Here is a 22,907-nt window from a genome sequence, read left to right on the forward strand (position 1 = left end):
AATCCTCCTCAATCTACTCATTTCACATATTCCGCAACTCGATTACGACCTGCATGCTTCGCCCCCAAATAAAGTGCGCGGTCAGCATTTCGTAACAGCGTCATTGCGTCGTCTGTATCTACTGGGGCAGAGGAAACACCGATACTGGATGTGATATTGACGTTCATTGGCTTCTTATCTTCGGCTAAGTCCTGGATAATCGTAAATTCATAGCCACCAATTGCAGTACGCAGATTTTCTGCGAATTCGACCGCTTCCGCTTTCTTCATGCCAGGTAAAATGAAAACGAATTCCTCTCCCCCGTAGCGTCCTACAGTCCCACCTGCGGGTAGCGAGTCCTCTAGTTTTCTGGCCAACATCGTTAGAATGTCATTACCGCTCTGATGTCCATACGTATCATTCACTTTTTTAAAGTGATCGATATCGAGCATAACTACTGAAAGGTCATCTATTTCCTGTCCATTTAACCTGTCCATTTCATAGCCTAACCTATCTTCTAAATATCTGTAATTATAAAGCTTGGTGAGCGCACAACGTTCACTCTTTGAGAGCGCTTCTTGCAAATACCGTACTTTCTCCACTGAAACAGTAAAATAAGAACAGAGTAAGTCGAGAATATTTAGTTGATATTCATTAAATGAAGATTTTTTCTCTGAAGATAATAGTAATACAGCTTCAATTACCTGATTCCGTGAAATAGGGACACAGAGAACACTTTGCATATCATCAGGAACATAGTCTTTCGAAATTGTTTCCCATTCCTTCCGCTGCGAATAGATAACAGCCTTGTTACGCTGGAGAACCGACCCAGCAATCCCTTGTCCCGAGGATAATAGTTCAAAATCAATCGAAACAAACTTATTATTTTCGTAGGAACGGATCAGTTCAAGCCAACCTTCTTTATTATCAAAAAGATACACCTGATCCGCATCAAACATGTCAGAAACTTTCCTAACGAACTGGTCAATGACGTCTTTTTCCGTTACTAAGTCCGATAATCCGTGACCGATATCTCCCACTTGTTGTAAATTACTGTTGACTTTTTCGGAATTACTATAAAGACGAATCACGAGCGTTATAAAGAAAAAGGGTACTGCCAGTAGGACGAATGCACCCATTCCGACCAACTGCAATAAATAATATAACGTAAGCGACAATGGAAGTATGACCAGAATTAAAGCGTAATTGAACCATATATCTTTTGAAAAGAACGGTGAATTAATTCTTTTGTATGTCGCAAATATTTTAAGCAAGATATCGTTAACGATTGTGTGTACTAATTGATAGACGAAGACAGCCAAAATAATTGGCCAAAACTCAACAGAACCTATCTTCCCACCAAAGAAGTGAAACACCGAGGACGCAATGATCGATAAAATAAAAAAGAGAACCGAATTAAAATAAAAACGCTGCATCAAAGGCAATTTACTAGGTAATGTAAGGATAATTGCTATGATTGAAATTTGCATAAGGATTATTTCGACAAAGAGTCCATACATTAAGAACGCAGGCACCGTCACCCACATAACTAGGAATACAGGGGTACCATTTCTCAAAACCGGATAATATACCGTGAAAAATCCCAGGACAGTGAACGTTGCTACAATTGACCAATCTACCTGGTTTAGCGGGTAATTCCATAAAATATAGACCAAGCCCGGTGGAACGATAACTAACCAAAGAATGAAATAACGTATGGTGGAACTATTAATAACCTTCATTACAGTACACACCCCTACAGTCAATTAGTTAGAAAAGAAAGAATCAAATTAAATTATTAACATTTTTTCACATTCGTCACTACCGTCCAAGTTGAATGCAATGTCAAATTCAAAAACTAGTTCATTAGGCTTGTTATCAAATAAAGCGACCCTGTGACTATTAGCTTCTCACTGTTTCTCGATAATGGTATTATAGTATCACTATAGCTATTTGTCACCTTTTTAACTTTGTGATGGCAATATTCCATTAACTCTTCACCGGTTGCCGCCTGCGGATGGGGGTAAGTCAGGAATGTGAAAGAGGCCGCCACAGGAATTAGCTCATCAAGCGTTTTCTCGATATCTTTGCCTTTTAGCATTCCGATGACAAAATCTACTTTTTCTCCCGGAAATTCAGAGCGAATCGTATCCGCTAGAACTTTTGCGGCAGCTGGGTTATGCGCACCATCCATGAATACACCAGGCGCCACTTCTTGAAACCTGTATGCAAGTTGAGCTGTAGCAACCGCTTTAGCCACCAATTTCTCCGTAAGTGAAATACCCGCAACTAACAGTGATTCAATCGCAACTGCCGCATTGACGCCTTGATGTGCTCCTTTCATCTTCCGCCCAGCCAATTGAAATCTATTGATCCCACTAAATTTATCTTGATCCATCGCAAACTGTTTTCCATAATAGAATGAAGGACTTCCTACCTTTTTCGAGATATCTTGTACTACGTTTAACGCTTCATCAGGCAAAGGCCCTAGTACAACTGGAACACCTTCTTTAATAATGCCGCCTTTATGGCTTGCTACTTCCGCAAGAGTCACCCCTAGAAATGCAGTATGATCGAGCGCAATAGATGTAATGACAGAAACACGTGGCGTCACAACATTCGTACTGTCTAGTAAGCCCCCCATCCCCGTTTCTAGCAGAATATAATCAGGTGATAATCGACTAAATGTGACAAATGCAGCGACAGTAAGTAATTCAAAGTCAGTCAAAAGTCCGCTTAATCCCGCTTTTTTCATTGCGCGAAATGATATATCCAGTTCTTCTTCAGAAATCGATTTACCATTCATTCGTATTTGATCATGTAGATCGATAATCGCAGGCGATGAAAACACACCCACCGACAAACCATGTTCCCTTAAAATTGCTTCCATAAAAGCAATCGTCGAACCCTTGCCATTCGTACCCGCTACATGAATGATTTGTAATTGTTTTTCTGGATTCCCCATTTTTGCAAGCGCATCTTGCATCGCCATTAATCCAGGTTTAATAGAATCTTCGCTGTCAATTGCCCATCGATTTTTATATACATTCATCTTTGGAATCAAAACTATCCCTCCGTATGTTAGAATCTAGATAGAAAAAGTATATCATTTCCGGAGGTACATAATGTTAAGTTGTTGGGTAATTTATAATGGTAGTTTGACAAGTGAAAAATTTATAGATCAGGCCGAACTGCTGAAAGAAGCGGCTAAACGCGCGGGTGTAAGTACTGAAATTAAGAAGAATTATGAAGTGATGATGAATTTAGATACAAATCTGGCCAATCGGCCGGATTTTGTTGTTTTTTTGGATAAAGATATTCTGCTCGCAACGTTTCTCAAATACGCTGGGATTCCTGTTTTTAATGATCCGGACGTTATTGAAACGTGCGATAACAAAGCGAAACAATACCTTAAACTATCGAAACAAGGTGTTCCAATGCCAGTGACGATTATTGCACCAAAAGTATATCCAAATTTCACAATCATAGATTCAGGTTACTATGAACAAGTGTTGAAAACGCTTGGCTTACCGATGATTATTAAAGAAGGCCATGGTTCATTTGGCATGAAGGTGTATTTGATTGAAACGGAGGAGCAGTTTTATGACAAGACAGATGAATTGCGTGGCATCGACTATATATTTCAGCAGTTCATCGCAAACAGCAGAGGACGAGATATTCGCGTGAATATTGTTGGCGGTGAGATTGTCGCAGCCATGTACCGCCATTCCGAAACTGATTTCCGGGCGAATATTACAAACGGCGGTGTTGCAACAGTCATCGAGCTAACAGACCAACAAAAAACGTTAGCGTTACAAGCTGCCCACGCAGTCGGAGCGGAGTTTGCAGGTGTTGACCTATTGTTCGGTGACAACGAAGAGCCGCTGGTCTGTGAAGTGAATGCGGCCGCCCACATACGTAATATCTACAACGTCACAGGTATTAATGTTGCAGATGCGATGATTGCGTACATATTGAGGAAGCTTGCATGAAGGGCTATGTGTATTACACAGAGGCCGAATCGGTTAGGAACCATGCGTTCATTGATGATTTAATGAATGAGTCGAAAAAAATCGGAATCGAACTTCTCTTACTAATCGGAGATGAACAACCTGATGCCGATGCAAAATTCATCCTTTTTCGAGATCGTAATACCGAGCTGGCCACAAAGTTCGAAGCAGCAGGTTTCCGGTTGTTCAACCGCGCAGCAGTGAACCGAATTGCGAACGATAAATTACAGACATTTGAACTAGCTACTCTGCTCGGAATACCTTCAGTCCCAACGTTAAGGATTCGATATATTAATGAAATCGGTACGTATCCATGTGTGTTGAAAACGGTTGATGGACATGGAGGTAATGAAGTATTTCTTTGTACGTCAGAAGCTGATGCCGAATCGTTTTTCCGTCAGTTCCCTTACCGTAAACTAATTGTACAACCATTTATCGAATCCGGAGCGCGAGATGTACGGGTATTTATGATTGGCAAAGAAGTGGTCGGTGCTGTAAAGCGGACTGGAAACGAATCATTTAAATCGAACTATACGCTTGGTGGTTCAGTTGAAAAATATACACTATCCAGTTGGCAGGAAAAAGATGCGGTAACGATTGCAACCGCCATAAAAAGTGATTATGTAGGGATTGATTTTTTGTTGTTGCCAGATGGTAGATGGATGTTGAATGAGATTGAGGATCCTGTCGGGGCGAGGTCGTTGTATGTGACGCATGATTTTTCGGTGGCTAGGGAATTGATGAAATATATCGGGGAGTCGATTTCTAGTGTATAGCTAGCGAAGAGGTACAGGTAGTAAAAAGGTACCACAGATTATGAAACAATTCAAAATCGCTTCATAACCTGGTACCTTTAATTTATTCATGCATAAATGAGATTTGGACCGACTTCGAGTTTTTTCGATTGGCTACTTTTTACTGAATAGTGTGCTATACAGGCACATTTATTTAGTTCAATTAGTAATTCACATCAGCCGAACTCCCGAAAAAGTATGGGGTAATATAAGGATCATTTGCAGGAGAACTCTCCTTAATATTCAGTCCGCTGCATGTATTCACAAAATTCGCAAGGGAACCTGAACGCCTTTGACTAACCGTTGCATTTGTAGGCCAAACTGGGTTGGTTGCACTTGAATAAAATAAAACTTTATCTCTATTAATGTCATTAAATTTAATTTTTTCGATATCGCCCCTTGGATAACCATCAATATTTATACATACCTTGCCCCTTGATTTAAATCCTATCTCAATTGTACTGACAATATTACCAGACTTGTCATTTCCCCCTATTAAAATTAATTTTCCATCTAAATTATTCATATTATTTTCTACTTCCAAAGATTTCACAATTAGTATAGAATCCATATTGTTCATATTGATTCCGGCATTCAACATTCCATCATGAATCCAAATTAGACCGATAAGCTGATTAGGATTTTTTGTATTAATTAACCCATTAGTATAATAATTACCAGTTATACATTTACCCTTTGGATTACAAGGAATAATATTCTTTGTAAAATCTTTTTCGTTCAAAAAATAGTCATATATTTCTTTCGAATTTTTTATCTGCCCTTTAGGAGTAGATTGGTCTTGTAGAATAAAGTCATCAAGAGTTAAAATGGCATTTGCTATCAAATATTTTTTTATTTCTGAGGAGGATGTCCCTCTAATTTGCAAATTAATATCAACTTTTGTTTTGTTATTTTTGTTTTCGACTTCATTTTTGATTTTCAATTCCATAAGCTCATAAGTGATTGATTTATCATTTATATCAATATCGTCTCTTTTGGTAGCATTATTTTTAATACTTGAAATTTCATTACCTACATCGATTATATACTTTAATTTCGCCTCACTATTTATCTCACTAATCGACTTTAGTTGTTTACACTCTGGTGTTTTTGAACACACAATATATGAATTCAATTTAGGTTCTGTCTCTTTCTTTATCTTTTCAAAAACTACTCTTTCAGCATTCCAGATTTTTTGAAGGTAGTAATCCATCCCCATCTCAGCAACGACAATAGCAAGATTACCTTTATCTACTATCTGCTCTTGTTTCATATTACTAATTGTCCCCCGCATAAAGACGGTACTCATGATCATGATGATTACAACTAAAAGCAGAACAATTACCAGTGCGTAACCTTGTTCATTTTTATGGGTTTTCATATATATTCCCCTTTTTTCATTTAGTGTTCACATAACGGGAAATCGTTGTTTGTACCTCAACTTTTAGTTTCTGTTTTTGAATGTCTTGGACAGTAAGTTTTAAGTCAATGCTAGAATCATATAGCTTCGCCTCAACCACATCTCCTTTATATTCAGGCAACGCTATGTAATGATAAATATTACTTACAATTTCGTTTGGGATTGCATTTTCACCTACACAGTTTTTCATGGATACTTCATTTTCCGAAATTGTTAATTCATACCTATCACATTGTCTATGTATCCGTTGAATTTCGGTAATAATATAATTTGCCTCTTGCTGCAAACGCAGTTTTTTGGTTTCCGCTAAATTATATTTCAAACTAATTAAGATTGTATTCCAAATCAAAATCATTACTATAAAGGCCAGAACTATTGTTGCTAATAATTCAACGAGTGTGATTCCTCTCTCACCAATTTTCTTCAATTCGAATCCCTCGATTCATTGTAACCAATTATTTTTTCAGATAACCGTATATCTCACTAATGACAGGACCGCCCTTGATTTCATTCTTATCCTTCACTTTTATATGGATTTTATATAATGCTTTTGAATCATTAACTCTTGTATCCTTTAACAAATCCGGAGTCTCAAAATAGTCAACCTCAAATTGGTAGTCATCTTGATAATAAATATATCTCTTGTATAGACCATTCTGAAGGGAGGGTGATATATCCAATAACTTATTGGTAGTCATCTGTAATTCAACAAGTTCCTTTTTCGCCAAATTCATTGTTTCAAGTTTCTTCTCCGTTTTCTCATTAAACAATGTCATTTGGGGAAAGACACTCATAAATCCAATGAACACAATACCAAGAATAACAAGCGCCGCAAGTATTTCCACCAGTGTCAGCCCTTTTTCATTATGCATATATTTTTTCATGGCTGCCTCCATTTTTAAAAGAATGATAATATAGGTTCATTCCTCCTACACTCTATACAAAACTACTACTATTCAATATATTCTTGATTCTATATTACCATATTCATATTCAATTGGAAAAGTTGTACTTTAATTAATTGTGAATTGAAGAATTCTTTAATCTACTAAAAATGAGTTAACAATCTACTCACAGCCCAAAAACACCTCATTGCAAAATCACAACGTGGTGTTTTTTATTTAATCAGATTTCCTTCAATTCCTGCATACGACGTTCAACTGCCGCGTATTTTTCTAGATAGTCACTTTCTTTAGCTCTCTCTTCCTCAACAACCGCTTCAGGCGCTTTGGACATGAAACGTTCGTTGGAGAGTTTGCCTTGGACGCGTTTTACTTCGCTTTGCCATTTCGCAAGCTCTTTTGTTAGACGCGCAAGTTCTTCGTCGATGTTGAGCAACCCTTCAAGTGGCAAGAACAGTTCTGCTCCTGTTACTACCGCTGACATCGATTTACCTGGCGCTGTGATGCCGTTTCCGATTGTCAATGTCTCAGGGTTACAGAAGCGTTCGATGTAGCTACGGTTTGCTTCTAACACGGCTACAGTTGCATCGTCTTTAGCTGAAATATAGAGTGGAACCTTTTTGCTGAGTGGCGTGTTTACTTCTGCACGGATATTACGTACAGCACGGATAATGTCCATCAACAGTTTCATATCCGTTGCACGCACTTTATCAGTTAGAGCTTCATCCGCAACCGGCCATGCGGCGATTGTAATTGATTCACCTTCATGGGGTAGGTTCTGCCAAATTTCTTCTGTGATGAAAGGCATGAACGGATGTAACAAACGCATCGTGTTATCGAGCACATAGGCAAGAATCGAGCGCGTCATTTTCTTCGCTGTTTCGTCTTCACCGTATAATGGCAGTTTCGCCATTTCGATGTACCAGTCACAGAAATCATCCCAGATGAAGTTATAGAGTGCGCGGCCGACTTCACCGAACTCATAGCGGTCTGCTAACTTCGTCACTTGGTCGATTGTTTCATTCAACCGTGTTAAAATCCATGCGTCCGCTACAGATTTTTCACCCGTTAAATCAATTTCATCGTATGTCATGCCATCCATATTCATGAGTGCGAAACGGGATGCATTCCAAATTTTATTGGCAAAGTTCCAGACGGATTCAACTTTTTCAGTTGAGTAGCGTAGATCCTGTCCTGGTGAAGAACCTGTTGATAAGAAGTAGCGCAGTGCATCCGCACCGTATTTGTCGATAACATCCATCGGGTCAACGCCGTTGCCAAGAGATTTAGACATTTTACGGCCATCTTCAGCCCGAACGAGCCCGTGAATTAAGACATCTTTAAATGGTCGCTGTTCTGTGAACTCGATTCCTTGGAAAATCATCCGTGATACCCAGAAGAAAATGATGTCGTAGCCTGTTACAAGTGCATCTGTTGGGTAATAACGTTTAAATTCTTCGTTGTCGAGATCCGGCCAGCCCATTGTTGAGAACGGCCAAAGCGCAGATGAGAACCATGTATCGAGTACATCATTGTCCTGACTCCAGTTTTCACTGTCAGCCGGCGCTTCTTGACCGACATATATTTCGCCAGTTTCGTTGTGGTACCAAGCTGGAATGCGGTGACCCCACCATAATTGACGGGAAATACACCAGTCATGGACATTTTCCATCCATGTTAAATACGTTTTTTCGAAACGGTCCGGTACAAAGTTTACTTTGCCTTCCGTATCTTGTAGCTTGATCGCTTCATCAGAAAGTGGCTGCATTTTAACGAACCATTGTGTCGATAAATACGGTTCAACGACTGCACCACTACGCTCGGAATGACCGACAGAATGATTATGTTCTTCAATGTTAAATAGAACACCCATCTCCTGCAAGTCTTTGACGATTTCTTTACGACATTCGAAGCGATCCATTCCTTCATATTTGCCGGCAAGCTTATTCATCGAACCATCTTCATGCATCACAAGAACACGTGGGAGATTGTGTCGGTTACCGATTTCAAAGTCATTCGGGTCATGTGCAGGTGTAATTTTAACCGCGCCACTTCCGAATTCCATATCCACGTAATCATCTGCAATAATTGGAATTTCGCGACCGACAATCGGCAGTTTAACCGTTTTACCGATTAAATGTTTATAACGCTCATCTTCAGGATGAACTGCAACCGCAGTATCTCCAAGCATTGTTTCAGGTCGAGTTGTTGCAATTTCTATACTGCCCGTTCCGTCTGCCAATGGGTAACGCATATGATAGAAAGCACCCTGAATGTCTTTGTGGATGACTTCGATATCAGATATAGCCGTTTTCGTAGCGGGATCCCAGTTTATAATATATTCACCGCGGTAAATTAACCCTTTGTTGTAGAGTTTAACGAAAACTTCCTGTACCGCTTTCGAAAGTCCTTCATCCAAGGTAAATCGTTCACGTGTATAATCAAGCCCCAAACCAAGTTTTGCCCATTGTTCACGGATATGTCCTGCATATTCGTCTTTCCATTTCCATGTTTCTTCAAGAAATTTCTCACGCCCTAAATCATAGCGTGTCGTTCCCTCTTCACGAAGTTTTGCTTCAACGCGTGCTTGTGTTGCAATGCCAGCATGGTCCATTCCCGGAAGCCATAGAGCATCATAACCTTGCATCCGCTTCATGCGTGTCAATATGTCTTGTAGCGTTGTATCCCATGCGTGGCCAAGGTGTAGCTTACCTGTAACATTCGGCGGTGGAATAACGATTGTGTAAGGTTTTTTATCGCTCTTAGGTTGTGCTTCAAAATATTTACCTTTTAGCCACCAGTCATGGCGACCTGCTTCAATGGTCTTCGGATCGTATTTCGTCGGCATCGACGTGTTTTCATTTGTCATGTTGGTTCCTCCTTATTTTTAAAAAGAAAAGTAGTTGGTGCATAAAACTGGACACAAAAAAACTCCTATCGCCTTAAAGGACGAAGGAGCTGTTCGCGGTACCACCTTTATTCGTGCACACAAAAGTACAGTGCACCTCAAACTTCGATAACGGCTTCAAACCGGCTTCCGCTACTGTTAGCTGTTTTCATGCTAAAAACCTAATGTTGCTGATTTTCATGCTGAAAACAGCTAATTCACGGAAACTGCTCACGGGTTACATTCAGCAAATAATCGACAGGCCCTTTCACCACCGGAACCCTCTCTTTAGTCCAATCAATTCACGTACTATCCCAATCATCGCATCTCTATACAATTATCATAATTGTAACGGAACTGCTTATGAAACGTCAAGTAAATTACGAAAGGATTGTGTTATGCGAAGGTCATATAACCCTTATCTTCTACCGCCTTGGCTTCGGAAAACCCGATTTTACTGCAAAGGAATTATTATCCCACTTTGTGTTTTTCAATTGATACGATTATTACTCGTTCCAACAACCGGTGATTTTCTACTGTTGTGTCTTCTCTGTGGATTAGCTTTCGCTCTTTACAAAAACATCATTTGAACGGAATACAGTCGTCGATATCCCATCTGTTAGTTCCATAATGAATGAGAGCACTTCGTCCGCCTCTGTGAATGAAGTGCTTTCTATTGTTGCGATCGGAGTTGCCACTACTACATTTACTTCCACTTCAGGCTCCTCCACTTGCGCGACCGCTTTTGTGTACGAACACTCCACATGCCAGACAATACCGTAAGTACCTTGTCCGTCAGATTTGCCCGTCGCTTGGGTCGTTACTACGTTCAACGTGCTCTCTGTTTCGGGAGGTAAATCAATATTGAGTGGGACTGCGTATTCAAAGTAACCCTCTTTGCCATCCAACTCAACATCATCAATGAGAATATACGAATCATCGAGTTCTGCTGAACGCAGGACCCCATCATCAAATTCAACATTCGCCGCAATGTGGTAAATGCCTGTCAACCGGACTGCATCTTCCGTTCTTTCTTCGGTATATCTTGGAGTTACTGTGACAGATTGACCCCCTGTAGGTATGCCCGCATGTTCAGGGAAGTAAAAGTCTTCCTGCATTGGCCACTGTTTTATCTCCATATACGTTCCCTCCTTCTATTCCTTCACAAACAATTGTATGCGCGACAGCGTCTTGATAGAAGAATATATTGAGTGAACGAAAAATCCCCTGACCATTTAACAAGTCAGGGGATTTTTATTTAATTTATAAAACACTGGAAAGAAGGGCTTGAAAACCACCATTTTCACCGGACTATTTCCGGCCCGCTTTCGGCGAATTAATCACGACACTTTTACCGAGGGGCAAGTATGGCTAGAAGTGACTCCGTCACTTCTAGCCATACCCTTTTCGGTTATCTTGTTGTGATTAAACGCCTGTCGCGTCCCTACAATATTCAAGCGAAAAATGCAGTTGCTCTAAAAAAAAGAATAGATGGCATTCTATAGAGTTTGTAAGTGCCCGAAGATGCAATTTCGGGCACTCTAGCACCTTGTACATTGTATTCTCTACTTTGCACTATAAAAAGTGACACTTGATAGTAGAGGGCATGAGCGGCCAAAATTGTATCTTTGGCCGCTTCTCTCCATGTGAGAAGCAAGCTATTCTTTCGTCCCAAAAAGCTTCGGCACTTCTTGTTTCTGTATCTTTGGAGAGCGACGGATGAACAAACTCCATATGATTACCGAAAAAGTAAGTAGGGGATGCGACTTTGTCGCATCCCCTACTTACTTAGACCTCTCGATAAGCGTATAGAACTAGTTCAATTCAAAGCGAACCAAAAGTACAGATACAAGTAGTACCTAGTGTTTGATCAAGTTATTTACTGGTTATTTTAGTTAATCATCAGACGTAGTAAAATAAAATACTTCTTATTGCTTCAGTTTGGCAAATACAGTATGGAATGCTTCAACCGTTTTCGCGATATGCTCTTCGGTATGGGCAGTCGATAGGAACATGCCTTCAAACTGGGATGGCGGTAGGAAGATGCCTTCTTCCGCCATTAAGCGATAATAATCAGCGAATAATGCAAGATCGGATGTTTTCGCTTTGTCATAGTCAGACACTTTTTCATTTGTGAAGAAAAAGCCAATCATTGATCCAGCACGGTTCACTGTGTGTGGAATATTGTATTTTTCTGCTGCGGCACGGAAACCGGCCTCCAGCTGATCGCCTAGTTTCATGAAATGATCATATGATTCGGGTGTCAGTTTTTTCAACGTTTCAATACCGGCAGTCATTGCAAGCGGATTTCCTGATAAAGTGCCTGCTTGGTAAATCGTCCCCGCGGGAGCCATATTTTCTAGAATTTCACGTTTTCCACCATACGCACCTACAGGTAACCCACCGCCAATTACTTTTCCAAGACATGTGATATCAGGTGTAACACCGAAATACCCTTGTGCACAATTGTAACCGACACGGAAGCCTGTCATGACTTCATCGAATATAAGAAGTGTGCCGTTTTGTTCAGTCAGTTCACGCAATCCTTCAAGGAAGCCTGGTTCAGGAGGAACAACGCCCATATTACCTGCGACGGGTTCCACAATGATTGCAGCTAGATCGTCGCCGAATTCTGCAATCGCGACTTTAATGCTTTCAAGATCATTATATGGCACAGTAATCGTGTTTTTAGCAACCGACTCTGGAACGCCTGGGCTATCTGGAAGACCCAGTGTCGCAACACCTGAACCCGCTTTAATGAGCAGTGAATCGGCGTGGCCATGGTAGCAACCTTCGAATTTCAAAATTTTATTACGTCCTGTGTAGCCACGCGCTAAACGCAATGCACTCATTGTGGCCTCTGTACCTGATGAAACCATACGAATCATCTCGATAGATGGAACGCGCTCGATAACTAGTTTCGCAAGCTCATTCTCGGCTAATGTTGGGGCACCGAAGCTAGCTCCAGTTTCCGCTACACGCTTGATACCATCGACGACGTCACTGTCAGAGTGACCATGAATAAGAGGACCCCAAGACAAGACATAGTCAATGTAGTCATTGCCATCGATATCCGTAATGATTGCGCCTTTTCCACTTTCCATGAAAATAGGATCCATATTGACGGATTTGAAAGCACGGACAGGTGAGTTAACTCCGCCCGGCATTAGATTTACTGCTTCTTCAAATGCTTGTTTTGACTTCTCATAATTTCTACCCATTTATTTCTCCTCCAGCCAGCGCGCAGCATCTTTCGCATGGTACGTCATAATAATATCCGCACCTGCACGCTTCATACTCGTTAACGTTTCTAAAACAATCTGTTTTTCGTCAATCCAGCCATTTTGAGCAGCAGCCTTTACCATTGCGTACTCGCCACTTACATTGTAAGCCACAATTGGCAATAAAAAGGTGTTTTTTACGTCGCGTACGATATCAAGATAAGACAATGCCGGTTTGACAATGAGGAAATCGGCACCTTCCAATACATCTGATTCCGCTTCACGTAATGCTTCCATTCGATTTGCGGGATCCATTTGATACGTTTTACGGTCACCAAACTGCGGTGTAGAATCTGCTGCATCACGGAACGGACCGTAATAAGCGGAAGAATATTTCACCGCATAGGACATGATCGGTATTTCTGAAAAACCAGCTGCGTCAAGCCCTCGGCGTATTGCCACAACAAAACCGTCCATCATATTTGAGGGGGCGATAATATCAGCACCAGCTTCTGCTTGGCTTACAGCTGTCCGCGCCAATAAATCTAGAGAAGGATCGTTCAATACTTTCTCTCCTTCAACCACACCACAGTGACCATGGTCAGTAAACTCGCAAAGACACGTATCTGCGATAACGACAAGGTCAGGATAACGTTCTTTCGCAAGACGGATTGCTTTTTGAACAATTCCTTCAGCGGAATAAGCTTCTGAGCCCACATCGTCTTTCGTTGCTGGGATACCGAACAAAATAATTGAAGGAATACCTAGTGAGACGACTTCATCGAGTTCAATTGCAAAGTGGTCAAGTGATTTCTGGAAAACACCCGGCATTGAAGCAATCGGATTATTGATATCCTCACCGTCGATAACAAAAATCGGATAAATGAAATCCTCTTTCTTCAGAACAGTTTCCTTTACCATTGACCGTAATGTGCTCGATGCACGAAGACGTCTGTTGCGTCTGAATTGTAATGTATCCATAATTACCCTTCCTTTCGCCCCGCCAATTTCTCAACGAGATCTTTAAGTGTGTATGTATCTGGCCTAACATGGACAGGTGCGCCAACTTCTACTAGCGCACTCTCCGTCACATGACCGATAGCGCCGATTGTATAGCCATTCCAGCCTGTACGCGGCACAACTTCTTCCGCAAAAACTGCCACTGCCGAAGGACTTGCGAACAACACGTTCAATTGCTGTTTTTTCTGCAACAAAGCAACAAGTGAATCAATGGAATCATTTGCACGCTCTGTTGTATAAACAGTCCATTCATCCACTTCAAAAGGCAATTCTTCTTTGATGGTCACTCCAGCAATCGATCCACGGAGAAATAAGATGCGTCGAATATCTGTTTCAACAGGATTAAATTCCTTAACGAATGTATCCGCACTGAAAACCGTTGGGATGAAATCGACCGTAAAGCCAATTTTCCTGAGTGCATCAGCAGTACGGATACCGACAGCCGCTATTTTAGCTGGAATTGCTTCTGGTGAAAAATTGTGTCGAATGAGCTTGGCTCCAAAAGCCGTAACCGCACTTTGACTGGTGAATATCAACCAGTCGTAAGTCGGACATGCATTCAAACGGAGCTCATCTGTCTGTTCCACCAACTCTGCCACTTGAATGAGCGGCAATGAAACTGGCGTACCTCCATAGAGCTTCACCAGTTCGAATACATCTTCTGATTTCGGCGTTCCTGTGAAGACGACTGTTTCAGCTAACAGTGGTTTACCGTTACGCATCCATATCCGCCTTCACTTTCTCAATCACCTCAGAAGCTCCTTCAGCACGTAAAGTTTTTGCAACTTCCTTGCCAGCTTCAATAGGATCTTTACTCGTAAATGTACTTTTGAATACTTGTATAGCGTCGGGAGAAGCAATATAACCAGTCAGTTCAACCTCACTGCCATTGTATTGCGCAAAACCTGCAATCGGAACTTGGCATGAGCCATCCATTTCAGTAAGGAAAGTACGCTCTGCTTCTACTTCTTTCCACGTTTTCTCATCAGTTAGTTTGGCAAGTTCGGCTAGTAGTTCTTCATCATCAATACGGCATTCAATTGCAAGTGCTCCCTGCCCTACTGCAGGAATACAATCCTCAACAGACATATATTCCGTGGTGATATCTTCACTCCACCCCATCCGTTTCATTCCAGCGGCTGCTAGAAGAATCGCGTCGTATTCGCCGTCAACCATTTTTTTCAAACGTGTGTCGATATTGCCACGAATCCATTGAATATCCAGGTCGGGACGTAGTAAAAGCAACTGTGAACTTCTACGTAAACTAGATGTTCCAACAATCGCTCCTACCGGCAAGTCCATGAATTTCACATGATTTTTTGAAATGAAGGCATCACGTGCATCTTCTCGCGGAGGGATACAGCCGATAACAAGTCCTTCCGGTAAAACTGCCGGCATGTCTTTCATACTATGTACTGCAAAATCGATTTCTTTATCATACAATGCTTGCTCAATTTCTTTGACGAAAAGACCTTTCCCACCGACTTTAGACAACATGACGTCAAGGATTTGATCGCCTTTCGTAACGATTTCTTTCACTTCAAACTCAAATGGTGCACCAGCTGCTCTCATTTGTTCAATGAACCAGTTTGTCTGTGTTAAAGCAAGTTTACTTCTTCTTGAACCTACAATTATTTTTCTCATTTTCATAAAACCAACCTTTCAAATGAATAATTCACTATTAAAATCCATTAAGGGATCAATATTTAAATCCAGGAATGGAATTCAGATAATTTGCTCGCTAGGAAAAAATTAATAATAACAAAGAGAAACGCAAATACATTTGCCCACGCGAAGTCATTTCCTGTAAGCTTGCCACTCCGCTTCAAGAATAATACAGAACCATAAATGGCAAGCAAGAAAAATGAACCCAATATTTTTATATCGAATACGGACCACGTGTCTAGGGCAACAGTCGCCCACTGCATGCCTAGAACTAGGCTAACAAAAAGAATTGGTATTCCCGTGTAAAGAGCGGCTTTCATTCCTATCTCTGCTTGATGAAGGGACGGTAGCCTGCCAAATTGTTTCGTCCATTTCTTTTCTTTTAAAACCTTATAGACAAGGAGATAGAGAATCGAAAAAACAAAAGACATTGCAAATGCGGCATACGATAAAATTGCAAAGGTTATATGGATAATAAGAAGTTCAGAAATGAGTGCTTCCCCTATCGCTGATTGTTCAATTTGTACAGGTGCAAACGTATGAATCGTCATGAATATAAAACCGATGACATTCAAGAAAAACACAGCGTGACTCACTTTGTAAAATAGGTGCAGGACAATCGATAATGTAATCAAAAGCCATGCGTAAAAAAAGATGCCTTCAAAGAGAGTCAGTACCGGAAATCTTTTCATTTCGATAATATACATCACTAGGAAAAAACTTTGCAGAAAATAGACAACGGATAAAATCCAAAAAGCGCATCGATGTGCAAAGGTATCCTTATTTAAATAATCTATAAAATAAAAAACGAGGCTAACCGCGTAAAGGACAACCATTACTTCATGCAGCCTCGTCATCATCATATCTGCCATGATCACTTCTCTGCCTTTCCGAACCAATAAGGGCGTTTCCGCATCTATAGTGTATCACACTGATGCGGAAACGCCCCTTTGACAAATGCTCAAAATGTCAAATTCGGTTGTGCCATCGCATTTCTTTCCGCTCTGACTTTTAACCGTTCTACTGCTTGTCTTGCAAGCATTTCTTTCTCCTTCACTACATCCTCACCGATACCGAAAATTTGCTGGAATAGCTCTAACTTTTCGTTCGATTTCGGATCCATAGATAATTCTTTCACCTGTAAAATTGGATCTTTCAATAACTGATTGACAATCGATTTCGTATGTTTGTTCAACACTTTCTTTTCGCGTTCCGTCAAATTGGGCATCTTGTTTTCAATGCTCGCCATCGTTTCTGTTTGAATAATATGTGCTTTTTGACGAAGTGCCGAAATGACAGGGACAACTCCAAGTGTAGCAACCCATTCTTTGAAAACGACAATTTCTCGTTCAATCATTAAACCGATTTCCTCAGCTGCATGCTTTCTTTCTGCAAGATTCGCCTCGACAATACCTTGTAAATCATCGATATCATAAAGAAAGACATTCGGTAGATCACCGATACGCGGATCTAAATCGCGCGGAACAGCAATATCAACCATAAATATCGGTCTTCCTTTACGCAACCGTACTACTAATTGCATGAGTTCCAAGTCGATTACGAAGTCACTTGCGCCAGTTGAACTAATCAGTACATCCGCTTCAAGTAAGGTGCATTGAAGCTCTGCCATCGATTTTGCAACTCCACCGAATTTATCGGCAAGTAGTTCTGCTTTTGAAAGTGTTCTATTGACAACTGTCACTTTGCTTGCACCACTACCATGCAAGTTCTTTAAAGCGAGTTCGCCCATCTCACCTGCACCAAGAATGGCTACATGCTTCTGATCCAATGTGCCAAAAATTTTCTTACCAAGTTCTACAGCTGCATAGGATACCGACACTGCATTATCACCAATTGCGGTGTCAGTATGCGCTTTTTTAGCAAGTGTAACTGCTTGCTTAAATAGTTCATTGAAAACAGTACCCGTCGTTCCCGTTGTTTGGCCCATGAGGAAACTATCCCGTACTTGGCCTAATATTTGTGTCTCGCCAAGAACCATGGAATCTATGCCTGCCGAAACACGCATTAAATGCTCAACTGCCCCGTCATTTTCCATGATGACCAGGTGCGACGAGAATGTTTCAAGTGGAATATCGAACCATTCAGCCAGGAAATTCTTCACATAATAACGACCTGTATGTAACTGATCGACAACTGCGTATATTTCAGTACGGTTACATGTGGATATAATTATATTTTCTAATATACTCTTTTGCTGTTGCAGTGTTTGCATCGCCTGTGGCAGTTCTGCTTCAATAAAAGATAGCTTTTCCCTTATTTCAACAGGTGCTGTCCGGTGATTGACACCAATTATGATTGTATGCATCAGGTGTTCACACCTTTCACGTTCTATTTCACGCTTTCTATTATACCATACGGTTGTCCCTTTTTCTGTTTAAAATTGTGAACAACGTATGAATACCAGCGGTTTAATGAACCTATTTATAATGATTACAAACTAATACTAACAGCCTTTGAAATGACAAGCAATCAATGTGCAATATACATATCCTTTGTACAATGCCACTCATAATCCGAAGCATACCTATTCGTACAAAATAAATAATCCGGAAAACGATTTCAACTCGTCTCCAGATTACTATTTATATAATTACATTCTACTCTCAATTTCTTTCCATGCTTCTTCCATGCCAATTCCCTTTTCAGATGAAAAGACAATCAAAGCATCATATGGACGCATAGCAAGTGTTTCACGAACTACTTTTTTATGTTTTTCCCATTTCCCTTTTGGTATCTTGTCCGCCTTCGTCGCAATGATGATTGCTGGCATATTGTTATCCACGAGGAAATCATACATATTACAATCTTCGGCACTTGGCGCGTGACGCAAATCAACAATTAGGACAACAGCACGGAGAGGTTCCCGTTCTGTCATATATTGTTGAATAAATTTCCCCCATGTTTCACGAGATGACTTTGATACTTTTGCATAGCCATATCCCGGGACATCGACAAAAAATAGTTGCTCTTCAATTTTATAAAAGTTTAATGTTTGTGTCTTACCCGGTTTCGAAGAAGTTCGAGCAAGACTCTTTCTTCCAATCATCTTGTTGATAAAAGAAGATTTCCCGACATTGGAACGTCCTGCTAGCGCAAATTCTGGATATCCTTCTGACGGGTATTGATCTGGTCGTACGGCACTCATAATCATTTCTACGTTATGGACTTTCATTTGGAAGTCTCCTCCAATGCAATTTCGAGGACCTCTTCTGCGTCAGAAACGAGCTTGAATGTCATTTCCTTCCGGACGCTTTCCGGAATATCTTCGATGTCGCGCTCATTTTCAATTGGCAAGATAATTGTTGTCAAGCCAGCTCGATGGGCACTTAATGTTTTTTCTTTTAATCCACCAATTGGCAACACTCTGCCTCGTAATGTTATTTCACCAGTCATGCCAACTTCACGGCGAACTGGACGTTTTGTCAATGCGGAAACTAACGCTGTTGCAATGGTCACACCAGCAGATGGACCGTCTTTTGGAATGGCCCCTTCAGGAACATGGATATGAATATCACATTTTTTGTGAAATTCCGGATCAATTCCGAACTCCACTGTTTTTGAACGTACATAAGACAGTGCAGTTTGTGCAGATTCTTTCATTACGTCCCCAAGTTTACCCGTCAAGATTAACTTCCCTGCTCCGGGGGATAAAGAAACCTCAATCTGCAAAGTATCTCCTCCAACTTGGGTATAAGCAAGCCCTGTCGCAACGCCGATTTGATTGACCGTTTCCGCCTGACCATACCTGTGTTTCTTTTTACCTATGAGTGATTCAAGCGTTTTTGGGCTAACCGTGATGCTTTTTTTCTCACCTGTAACTATCAATTTCGCTGCTTTACGGCAAATGCCTGCAATTTGACGCTCTAGTCCACGCACACCCGCTTCACGCGTATAGTATCTCACAATGTCCTGGATTGCCGGATCACTGATGCGAACTTGGGATTTGGTCAATCCGTGTTCTTTTAACTGCTTTGGAATTAGATGATTTTTAGCAATCGAACGTTTCTCAATTTCAGTATAACCTGCAATTGAGATAATTTCCATACGGTCTCGGAGTGGTCCTGGAATCGCACTTAAATCGTTCGCTGTCGCAATGAATAGCACATTTGATAAGTTATAAGGTTCTTCAATATAATGATCACTGAATTTGTCATTCTGTTCCGGATCAAGTACTTCCAACATAGCAGAAGATGGATCACCACGGAAATCATTCGACATTTTATCGATTTCATCTAGCAGGAACACCGGATTAATCTTTCCGGACTTTTTCATTGCCTGGATAATCCGTCCCGGCATAGCACCTACATATGTCCGCCTATGTCCTCTTATTTCTGATTCGTCACGTACTCCACCAAGTGAAATACGAACAAATTTTCTACCAAGAGATTCAGCTATGGATCTGGCAAGAGATGTTTTCCCAACTCCTGGTGGACCTTCAAGACAAAGAATTGGACCTCTTAATGAATTGGTCAACTGACGTACCGCCAAATATTCCAGTATACGTTCTTTTACATTTTCAAGACCATCATGATCACGATTAAGGATTTCTTCAGATCGGTTAATATCAAGCTGATCTTTTGAAGCATCAGTCCAAGGCAATGTTACAAGCCACTCAATATAATTCCGTATAATACCACTTTCAGCTGCAGCAGAAGGAATCTTTTCGTATCTATCCAGTTCACGCAATGCCGCTTCTTTGACCACTTCTGTCATACCGGCTTTTTCAATACGACTTGTTAAGTCTGCAACTTCCAGCCCTTTTCCATCTTTATCGCCAAGTTCAGTCTGGATAGCCTTCATCTGTTCGCGTAGATAGAATTCTTTTTGCGTCCGTTCCATTGCTTCCCTTACACGTTCATTTATTTTCTTTTCAAGATTGAGCACTTCCTGCTCGTTATATAGCCTGCTCGTAAGCCATTCTAGACGTTTATTGATATTTGTCGTTTCTAGAACTTCCTGTTTTGCCGCAAGCTTGAGTGGCAAATGAGAGGCAACCGTATCTGCAAGTCTTCCCGGTTCAATAATTGATGCTACAGAATCATATGTTTCTTCCGTTACTTTTTTCGAAATTTTCGAATACTTCTCAAAATATGTAAGCAGGGTTCTCATTAATGCTTCTGATTCCGCATCTATTGTCTCATCATCCGGGAACCCGATTACTTCAACAACAGGATAAAGGTCTGCTTCTTCATAGTTAGACCATTCTGCACGTTCAATACCCTCAATCAGTATGCGATATGTTCCATTTGGTAACTGAGTCAGCGATTTTACCGACGCCAATGTACCTATCTTATATAAATCTTCGGGCTCTGGATTTTCAATGCTAATATCTTTTTGTGTCGCAAGGAAGATTAGATTGTCTTTGGCAATTGCATGTTCAATTGCGAATACGGAGCGTTCTCTTCCAACATCAATATGTAAAATCATCGTAGGGTAAACAAGCAACCCTCGAAGCGGTAAAAGCGGTATGTTATTTAATTTATCTGTCGACATAGGGTAGTCACCTCCGATAATTATGTATATCCTACTTTATGTTCAGTAAAACATTGAAAAAAAGCTGACATCCGATAAGCGCATATTCACGCGCTTCGTCGGAGTCAGCTGCATCCTTCAGGCGTTACGCCGAGTCTTTCTCATTATCCAGAATAACCCGGGTACCATCTTCCGTTAAGAGAATCGGATTTGATTGTCCCAACACGGATTCTTTAGTAATGATGCACTCTTTCACTTCTTCAAGTGAAGGCAGTTCATACATTACATCGAGCATGATATTTTCAATGATTGAACGCAGACCACGGGCACCTGTTTTTCGTGTAATGGCCTCTTTTGCAATTTCAAGCAAGGCATCATCCTCGAAACGAAGTGCAACATCATCCAGTTCGAACATTTTTTGATATTGTTTTACGATTGCATTTTTCGGAAGAGTCAATATCTGATAAAGCGTATCTTCACTCAACTGTTCAAGACTTGCAAGAACAGGCAAACGACCAACAAATTCTGGAATTAGACCGAAACGCTGAAGATCTTCAGGTATCAGTTTAGCAAGATACGATTCCTCTTCAATAATTGTGTTGGGTTCAGCACCGAATCCAATTACTTTTTGACCGATACGACGTTTGATGATTTCTTCGATTCCATCGAATGCTCCACCGACAATAAAGAGGATATTCGTTGTATCGATTTGAATGAATTCTTGATGAGGATGTTTACGTCCACCTTGTGGCGGAACACTCGCTACAGTTCCTTCAAGAATTTTAAGTAGTGCTTGTTGAACACCTTCACCTGAAACATCACGTGTTATAGATGCATTTTCAGATTTACGAGCGACTTTATCGATTTCATCAATATAGATGATTCCTTTTTCCGCACGATCAACATCATAATCTGCTGCCTGAATTAACTTCAGCAAAATATTTTCTACATCTTCCCCGACATATCCTGCTTCAGTCAATGATGTAGCATCTGCAATAGCAAAAGGTACGTCAAGGATTCTTGCAAGGGTTTGAGCGAGTAATGTTTTACCACTACCCGTTGGTCCGATGAGTACAATATTAGATTTCGATAACTCGACATCATCAATCTTACTGTTCGAGTTAACACGTTTATAGTGGTTATAGACAGCTACCGAAAGTGATTTTTTCGCGCGATCCTGTCCAATCAGGTATTCATCGAGGATACTTTGTATTTCTTTTGGTTTCGGAACGTCTTTAAGTTCAAATCCTTCTTCAAGACCGACTTCCTCTTCTACAATTTCAGCACAAAGTTCAACACATTCATCACAAATATAGACGCCTTGACCTGCGACTAGCTTACGAACCTGCTCCTGGGATTTCCCGCAAAAAGAACAGTTTAAGTTATCTTTTTCATCGTTAAATTTGAACACTAATCTCACCCCTATTTAAGTGACAATCTTACAAGATTCCCAGGTTTTTATCAACTAATTAGAATTCATCGCTTTACACATTTTATTATGTCTTTCTATGAAAAA

General features: G+C 40.7%; 18 protein-coding genes and 1 other annotated feature. Of the genes, 2 read left to right on the forward strand and 16 right to left on the reverse strand.

What is annotated here, in order from left to right; translation table 11 throughout:
- Positions 1–17: 17 nt before the first annotated feature.
- Together AC1TO6_RS06910 and AC1TO6_RS06915 are read right to left on the reverse strand one after the other, a co-directional pair.
- Positions 18–1,721, reverse strand: a complete 1,704-nt coding sequence (locus AC1TO6_RS06910) for a sensor domain-containing diguanylate cyclase (RefSeq protein ID WP_482100871.1) — start codon at positions 1,719–1,721, stop codon at positions 18–20.
- A 116-nt stretch (positions 1,722–1,837) separates the two neighbouring features.
- Positions 1,838–3,043: a bifunctional folylpolyglutamate synthase/dihydrofolate synthase gene (locus tag AC1TO6_RS06915; RefSeq protein ID WP_482100872.1), complete on the reverse strand. Its 1,206-nt coding sequence runs from the start codon at positions 3,041–3,043 to the stop codon at positions 1,838–1,840.
- 61 nt (positions 3,044–3,104) lie between these two features.
- On the opposite strand from AC1TO6_RS06915, the gene AC1TO6_RS06920 reads away from it, so the two are divergent.
- Complete coding sequence (locus AC1TO6_RS06920) at positions 3,105–3,971, forward strand: ATP-grasp domain-containing protein (RefSeq protein ID WP_482100873.1); 867 nt, start codon at positions 3,105–3,107, stop codon at positions 3,969–3,971.
- Entirely contained in the window at positions 3,968–4,765 is a 798-nt protein-coding gene (locus tag AC1TO6_RS06925; RefSeq protein WP_482100874.1) for an ATP-grasp domain-containing protein, read from the forward strand. Before AC1TO6_RS06920 ends, AC1TO6_RS06925 begins: the two co-directional genes overlap by 4 nt.
- Before the next feature lie 181 nt (positions 4,766–4,946).
- Here AC1TO6_RS06925 and AC1TO6_RS06930 read toward each other — a convergent pair whose 3' ends face one another.
- The 14 genes from AC1TO6_RS06930 to clpX all read right to left on the reverse strand — a co-directional run bounded on the left by AC1TO6_RS06930 (position 4,947) and on the right by clpX (position 22,802).
- Positions 4,947–6,164 (reverse strand): hypothetical protein, encoded by a 1,218-nt coding sequence (locus AC1TO6_RS06930; RefSeq protein ID WP_482100875.1) that lies wholly within the window; start codon positions 6,162–6,164, stop codon positions 4,947–4,949.
- Between the two features lie 16 nt (positions 6,165–6,180).
- A complete protein-coding gene (locus AC1TO6_RS06935; protein ID WP_482100876.1) occupies positions 6,181–6,630 on the reverse strand; it encodes a PilW family protein in 450 nt (149 codons plus the stop codon).
- A 28-nt stretch (positions 6,631–6,658) separates the two neighbouring features.
- Positions 6,659–7,087 (reverse strand): PulJ/GspJ family protein, encoded by a 429-nt coding sequence (locus AC1TO6_RS06940; protein ID WP_482100877.1) that lies wholly within the window; start codon positions 7,085–7,087, stop codon positions 6,659–6,661.
- A 241-nt stretch (positions 7,088–7,328) separates the two neighbouring features.
- Positions 7,329–9,974 (reverse strand): valine--tRNA ligase, encoded by a 2,646-nt coding sequence (locus tag AC1TO6_RS06945; RefSeq protein ID WP_482100878.1) that lies wholly within the window; start codon positions 9,972–9,974, stop codon positions 7,329–7,331.
- Positions 9,975–10,047: 73 nt separating this feature from the next.
- Positions 10,048–10,323, reverse strand: a binding site (T-box leader).
- A 226-nt stretch (positions 10,324–10,549) separates the two neighbouring features.
- Positions 10,550–11,131, reverse strand: coding sequence for a hypothetical protein (locus AC1TO6_RS06950; RefSeq protein ID WP_482100879.1), 582 nt, complete (start codon positions 11,129–11,131; stop codon positions 10,550–10,552).
- A gap of 789 nt (positions 11,132–11,920) precedes the next feature.
- Positions 11,921–13,213: a glutamate-1-semialdehyde 2,1-aminomutase gene (gene hemL / locus AC1TO6_RS06955; protein WP_482100880.1), complete on the reverse strand. Its 1,293-nt coding sequence runs from the start codon at positions 13,211–13,213 to the stop codon at positions 11,921–11,923.
- Complete coding sequence (gene hemB, locus AC1TO6_RS06960; protein ID WP_482100881.1) at positions 13,214–14,194, reverse strand: porphobilinogen synthase; 981 nt, start codon at positions 14,192–14,194, stop codon at positions 13,214–13,216.
- Positions 14,195–14,196: 2 nt separating this feature from the next.
- On the reverse strand, positions 14,197–14,955 hold the full coding sequence (locus tag AC1TO6_RS06965) for a uroporphyrinogen-III synthase (RefSeq protein WP_482100882.1): 759 nt from the start codon (positions 14,953–14,955) through the stop codon (positions 14,197–14,199).
- Positions 14,948–15,877, reverse strand: a complete 930-nt coding sequence (gene hemC / locus AC1TO6_RS06970; RefSeq protein WP_482100883.1) for a hydroxymethylbilane synthase — start codon at positions 15,875–15,877, stop codon at positions 14,948–14,950. Before hemC ends, AC1TO6_RS06965 begins: the two co-directional genes overlap by 8 nt.
- A gap of 62 nt (positions 15,878–15,939) precedes the next feature.
- The gene (locus tag AC1TO6_RS06975; protein WP_482101011.1) at positions 15,940–16,770 is read right to left on the reverse strand and encodes a cytochrome c biogenesis protein; all 831 of its coding nucleotides are present in this window, start codon (positions 16,768–16,770) and stop codon (positions 15,940–15,942) included.
- A gap of 89 nt (positions 16,771–16,859) precedes the next feature.
- On the reverse strand, positions 16,860–18,224 hold the full coding sequence (gene hemA / locus AC1TO6_RS06980; RefSeq protein WP_482100884.1) for a glutamyl-tRNA reductase: 1,365 nt from the start codon (positions 18,222–18,224) through the stop codon (positions 16,860–16,862).
- Between the two features lie 285 nt (positions 18,225–18,509).
- Entirely contained in the window at positions 18,510–19,091 is a 582-nt protein-coding gene (gene yihA / locus AC1TO6_RS06985) for a ribosome biogenesis GTP-binding protein YihA/YsxC (protein WP_482100885.1), read from the reverse strand.
- Positions 19,088–21,412, reverse strand: coding sequence for an endopeptidase La (gene lon / locus AC1TO6_RS06990; protein WP_482100886.1), 2,325 nt, complete (start codon positions 21,410–21,412; stop codon positions 19,088–19,090). Before lon ends, yihA begins: the two co-directional genes overlap by 4 nt.
- A gap of 124 nt (positions 21,413–21,536) precedes the next feature.
- Positions 21,537–22,802 (reverse strand): ATP-dependent protease ATP-binding subunit ClpX, encoded by a 1,266-nt coding sequence (gene clpX, locus AC1TO6_RS06995; RefSeq protein WP_482100887.1) that lies wholly within the window; start codon positions 22,800–22,802, stop codon positions 21,537–21,539.
- Positions 22,803–22,907 lie beyond the last annotated feature (105 nt).

This window comes from Sporosarcina sp. Y352, from assembly GCF_056786535.1.

Coding starts and splice junctions, on each gene's coding strand:
- hemC (WP_482100883.1), bottom strand. CDS start 15,877: ATGAGAAAAATAATTGTAGGTTCAAGAAGAAGTAAACTTGCTTTAACA.
- AC1TO6_RS06925 (WP_482100874.1), top strand. CDS start 3,968: ATGAAGGGCTATGTGTATTACACAGAGGCCGAATCGGTTAGGAACCAT.
- hemA (WP_482100884.1), bottom strand. CDS start 18,224: ATGCATACAATCATAATTGGTGTCAATCACCGGACAGCACCTGTTGAA.
- hemL (WP_482100880.1), bottom strand. CDS start 13,213: ATGGGTAGAAATTATGAGAAGTCAAAACAAGCATTTGAAGAAGCAGTA.
- AC1TO6_RS06965 (WP_482100882.1), bottom strand. CDS start 14,955: ATGCGTAACGGTAAACCACTGTTAGCTGAAACAGTCGTCTTCACAGGA.
- AC1TO6_RS06940 (WP_482100877.1), bottom strand. CDS start 7,087: ATGAAAAAATATATGCATAATGAAAAAGGGCTGACACTGGTGGAAATA.
- hemB (WP_482100881.1), bottom strand. CDS start 14,194: ATGGATACATTACAATTCAGACGCAACAGACGTCTTCGTGCATCGAGC.
- AC1TO6_RS06975 (WP_482101011.1), bottom strand. CDS start 16,770: ATGGCAGATATGATGATGACGAGGCTGCATGAAGTAATGGTTGTCCTT.
- AC1TO6_RS06930 (WP_482100875.1), bottom strand. CDS start 6,164: ATGAAAACCCATAAAAATGAACAAGGTTACGCACTGGTAATTGTTCTG.
- AC1TO6_RS06950 (WP_482100879.1), bottom strand. CDS start 11,131: ATGGAGATAAAACAGTGGCCAATGCAGGAAGACTTTTACTTCCCTGAA.
- yihA (WP_482100885.1), bottom strand. CDS start 19,091: ATGAAAGTCCATAACGTAGAAATGATTATGAGTGCCGTACGACCAGAT.
- lon (WP_482100886.1), bottom strand. CDS start 21,412: ATGTCGACAGATAAATTAAATAACATACCGCTTTTACCGCTTCGAGGG.
- AC1TO6_RS06920 (WP_482100873.1), top strand. CDS start 3,105: ATGTTAAGTTGTTGGGTAATTTATAATGGTAGTTTGACAAGTGAAAAA.
- AC1TO6_RS06945 (WP_482100878.1), bottom strand. CDS start 9,974: ATGACAAATGAAAACACGTCGATGCCGACGAAATACGATCCGAAGACC.
- AC1TO6_RS06910 (WP_482100871.1), bottom strand. CDS start 1,721: ATGAAGGTTATTAATAGTTCCACCATACGTTATTTCATTCTTTGGTTA.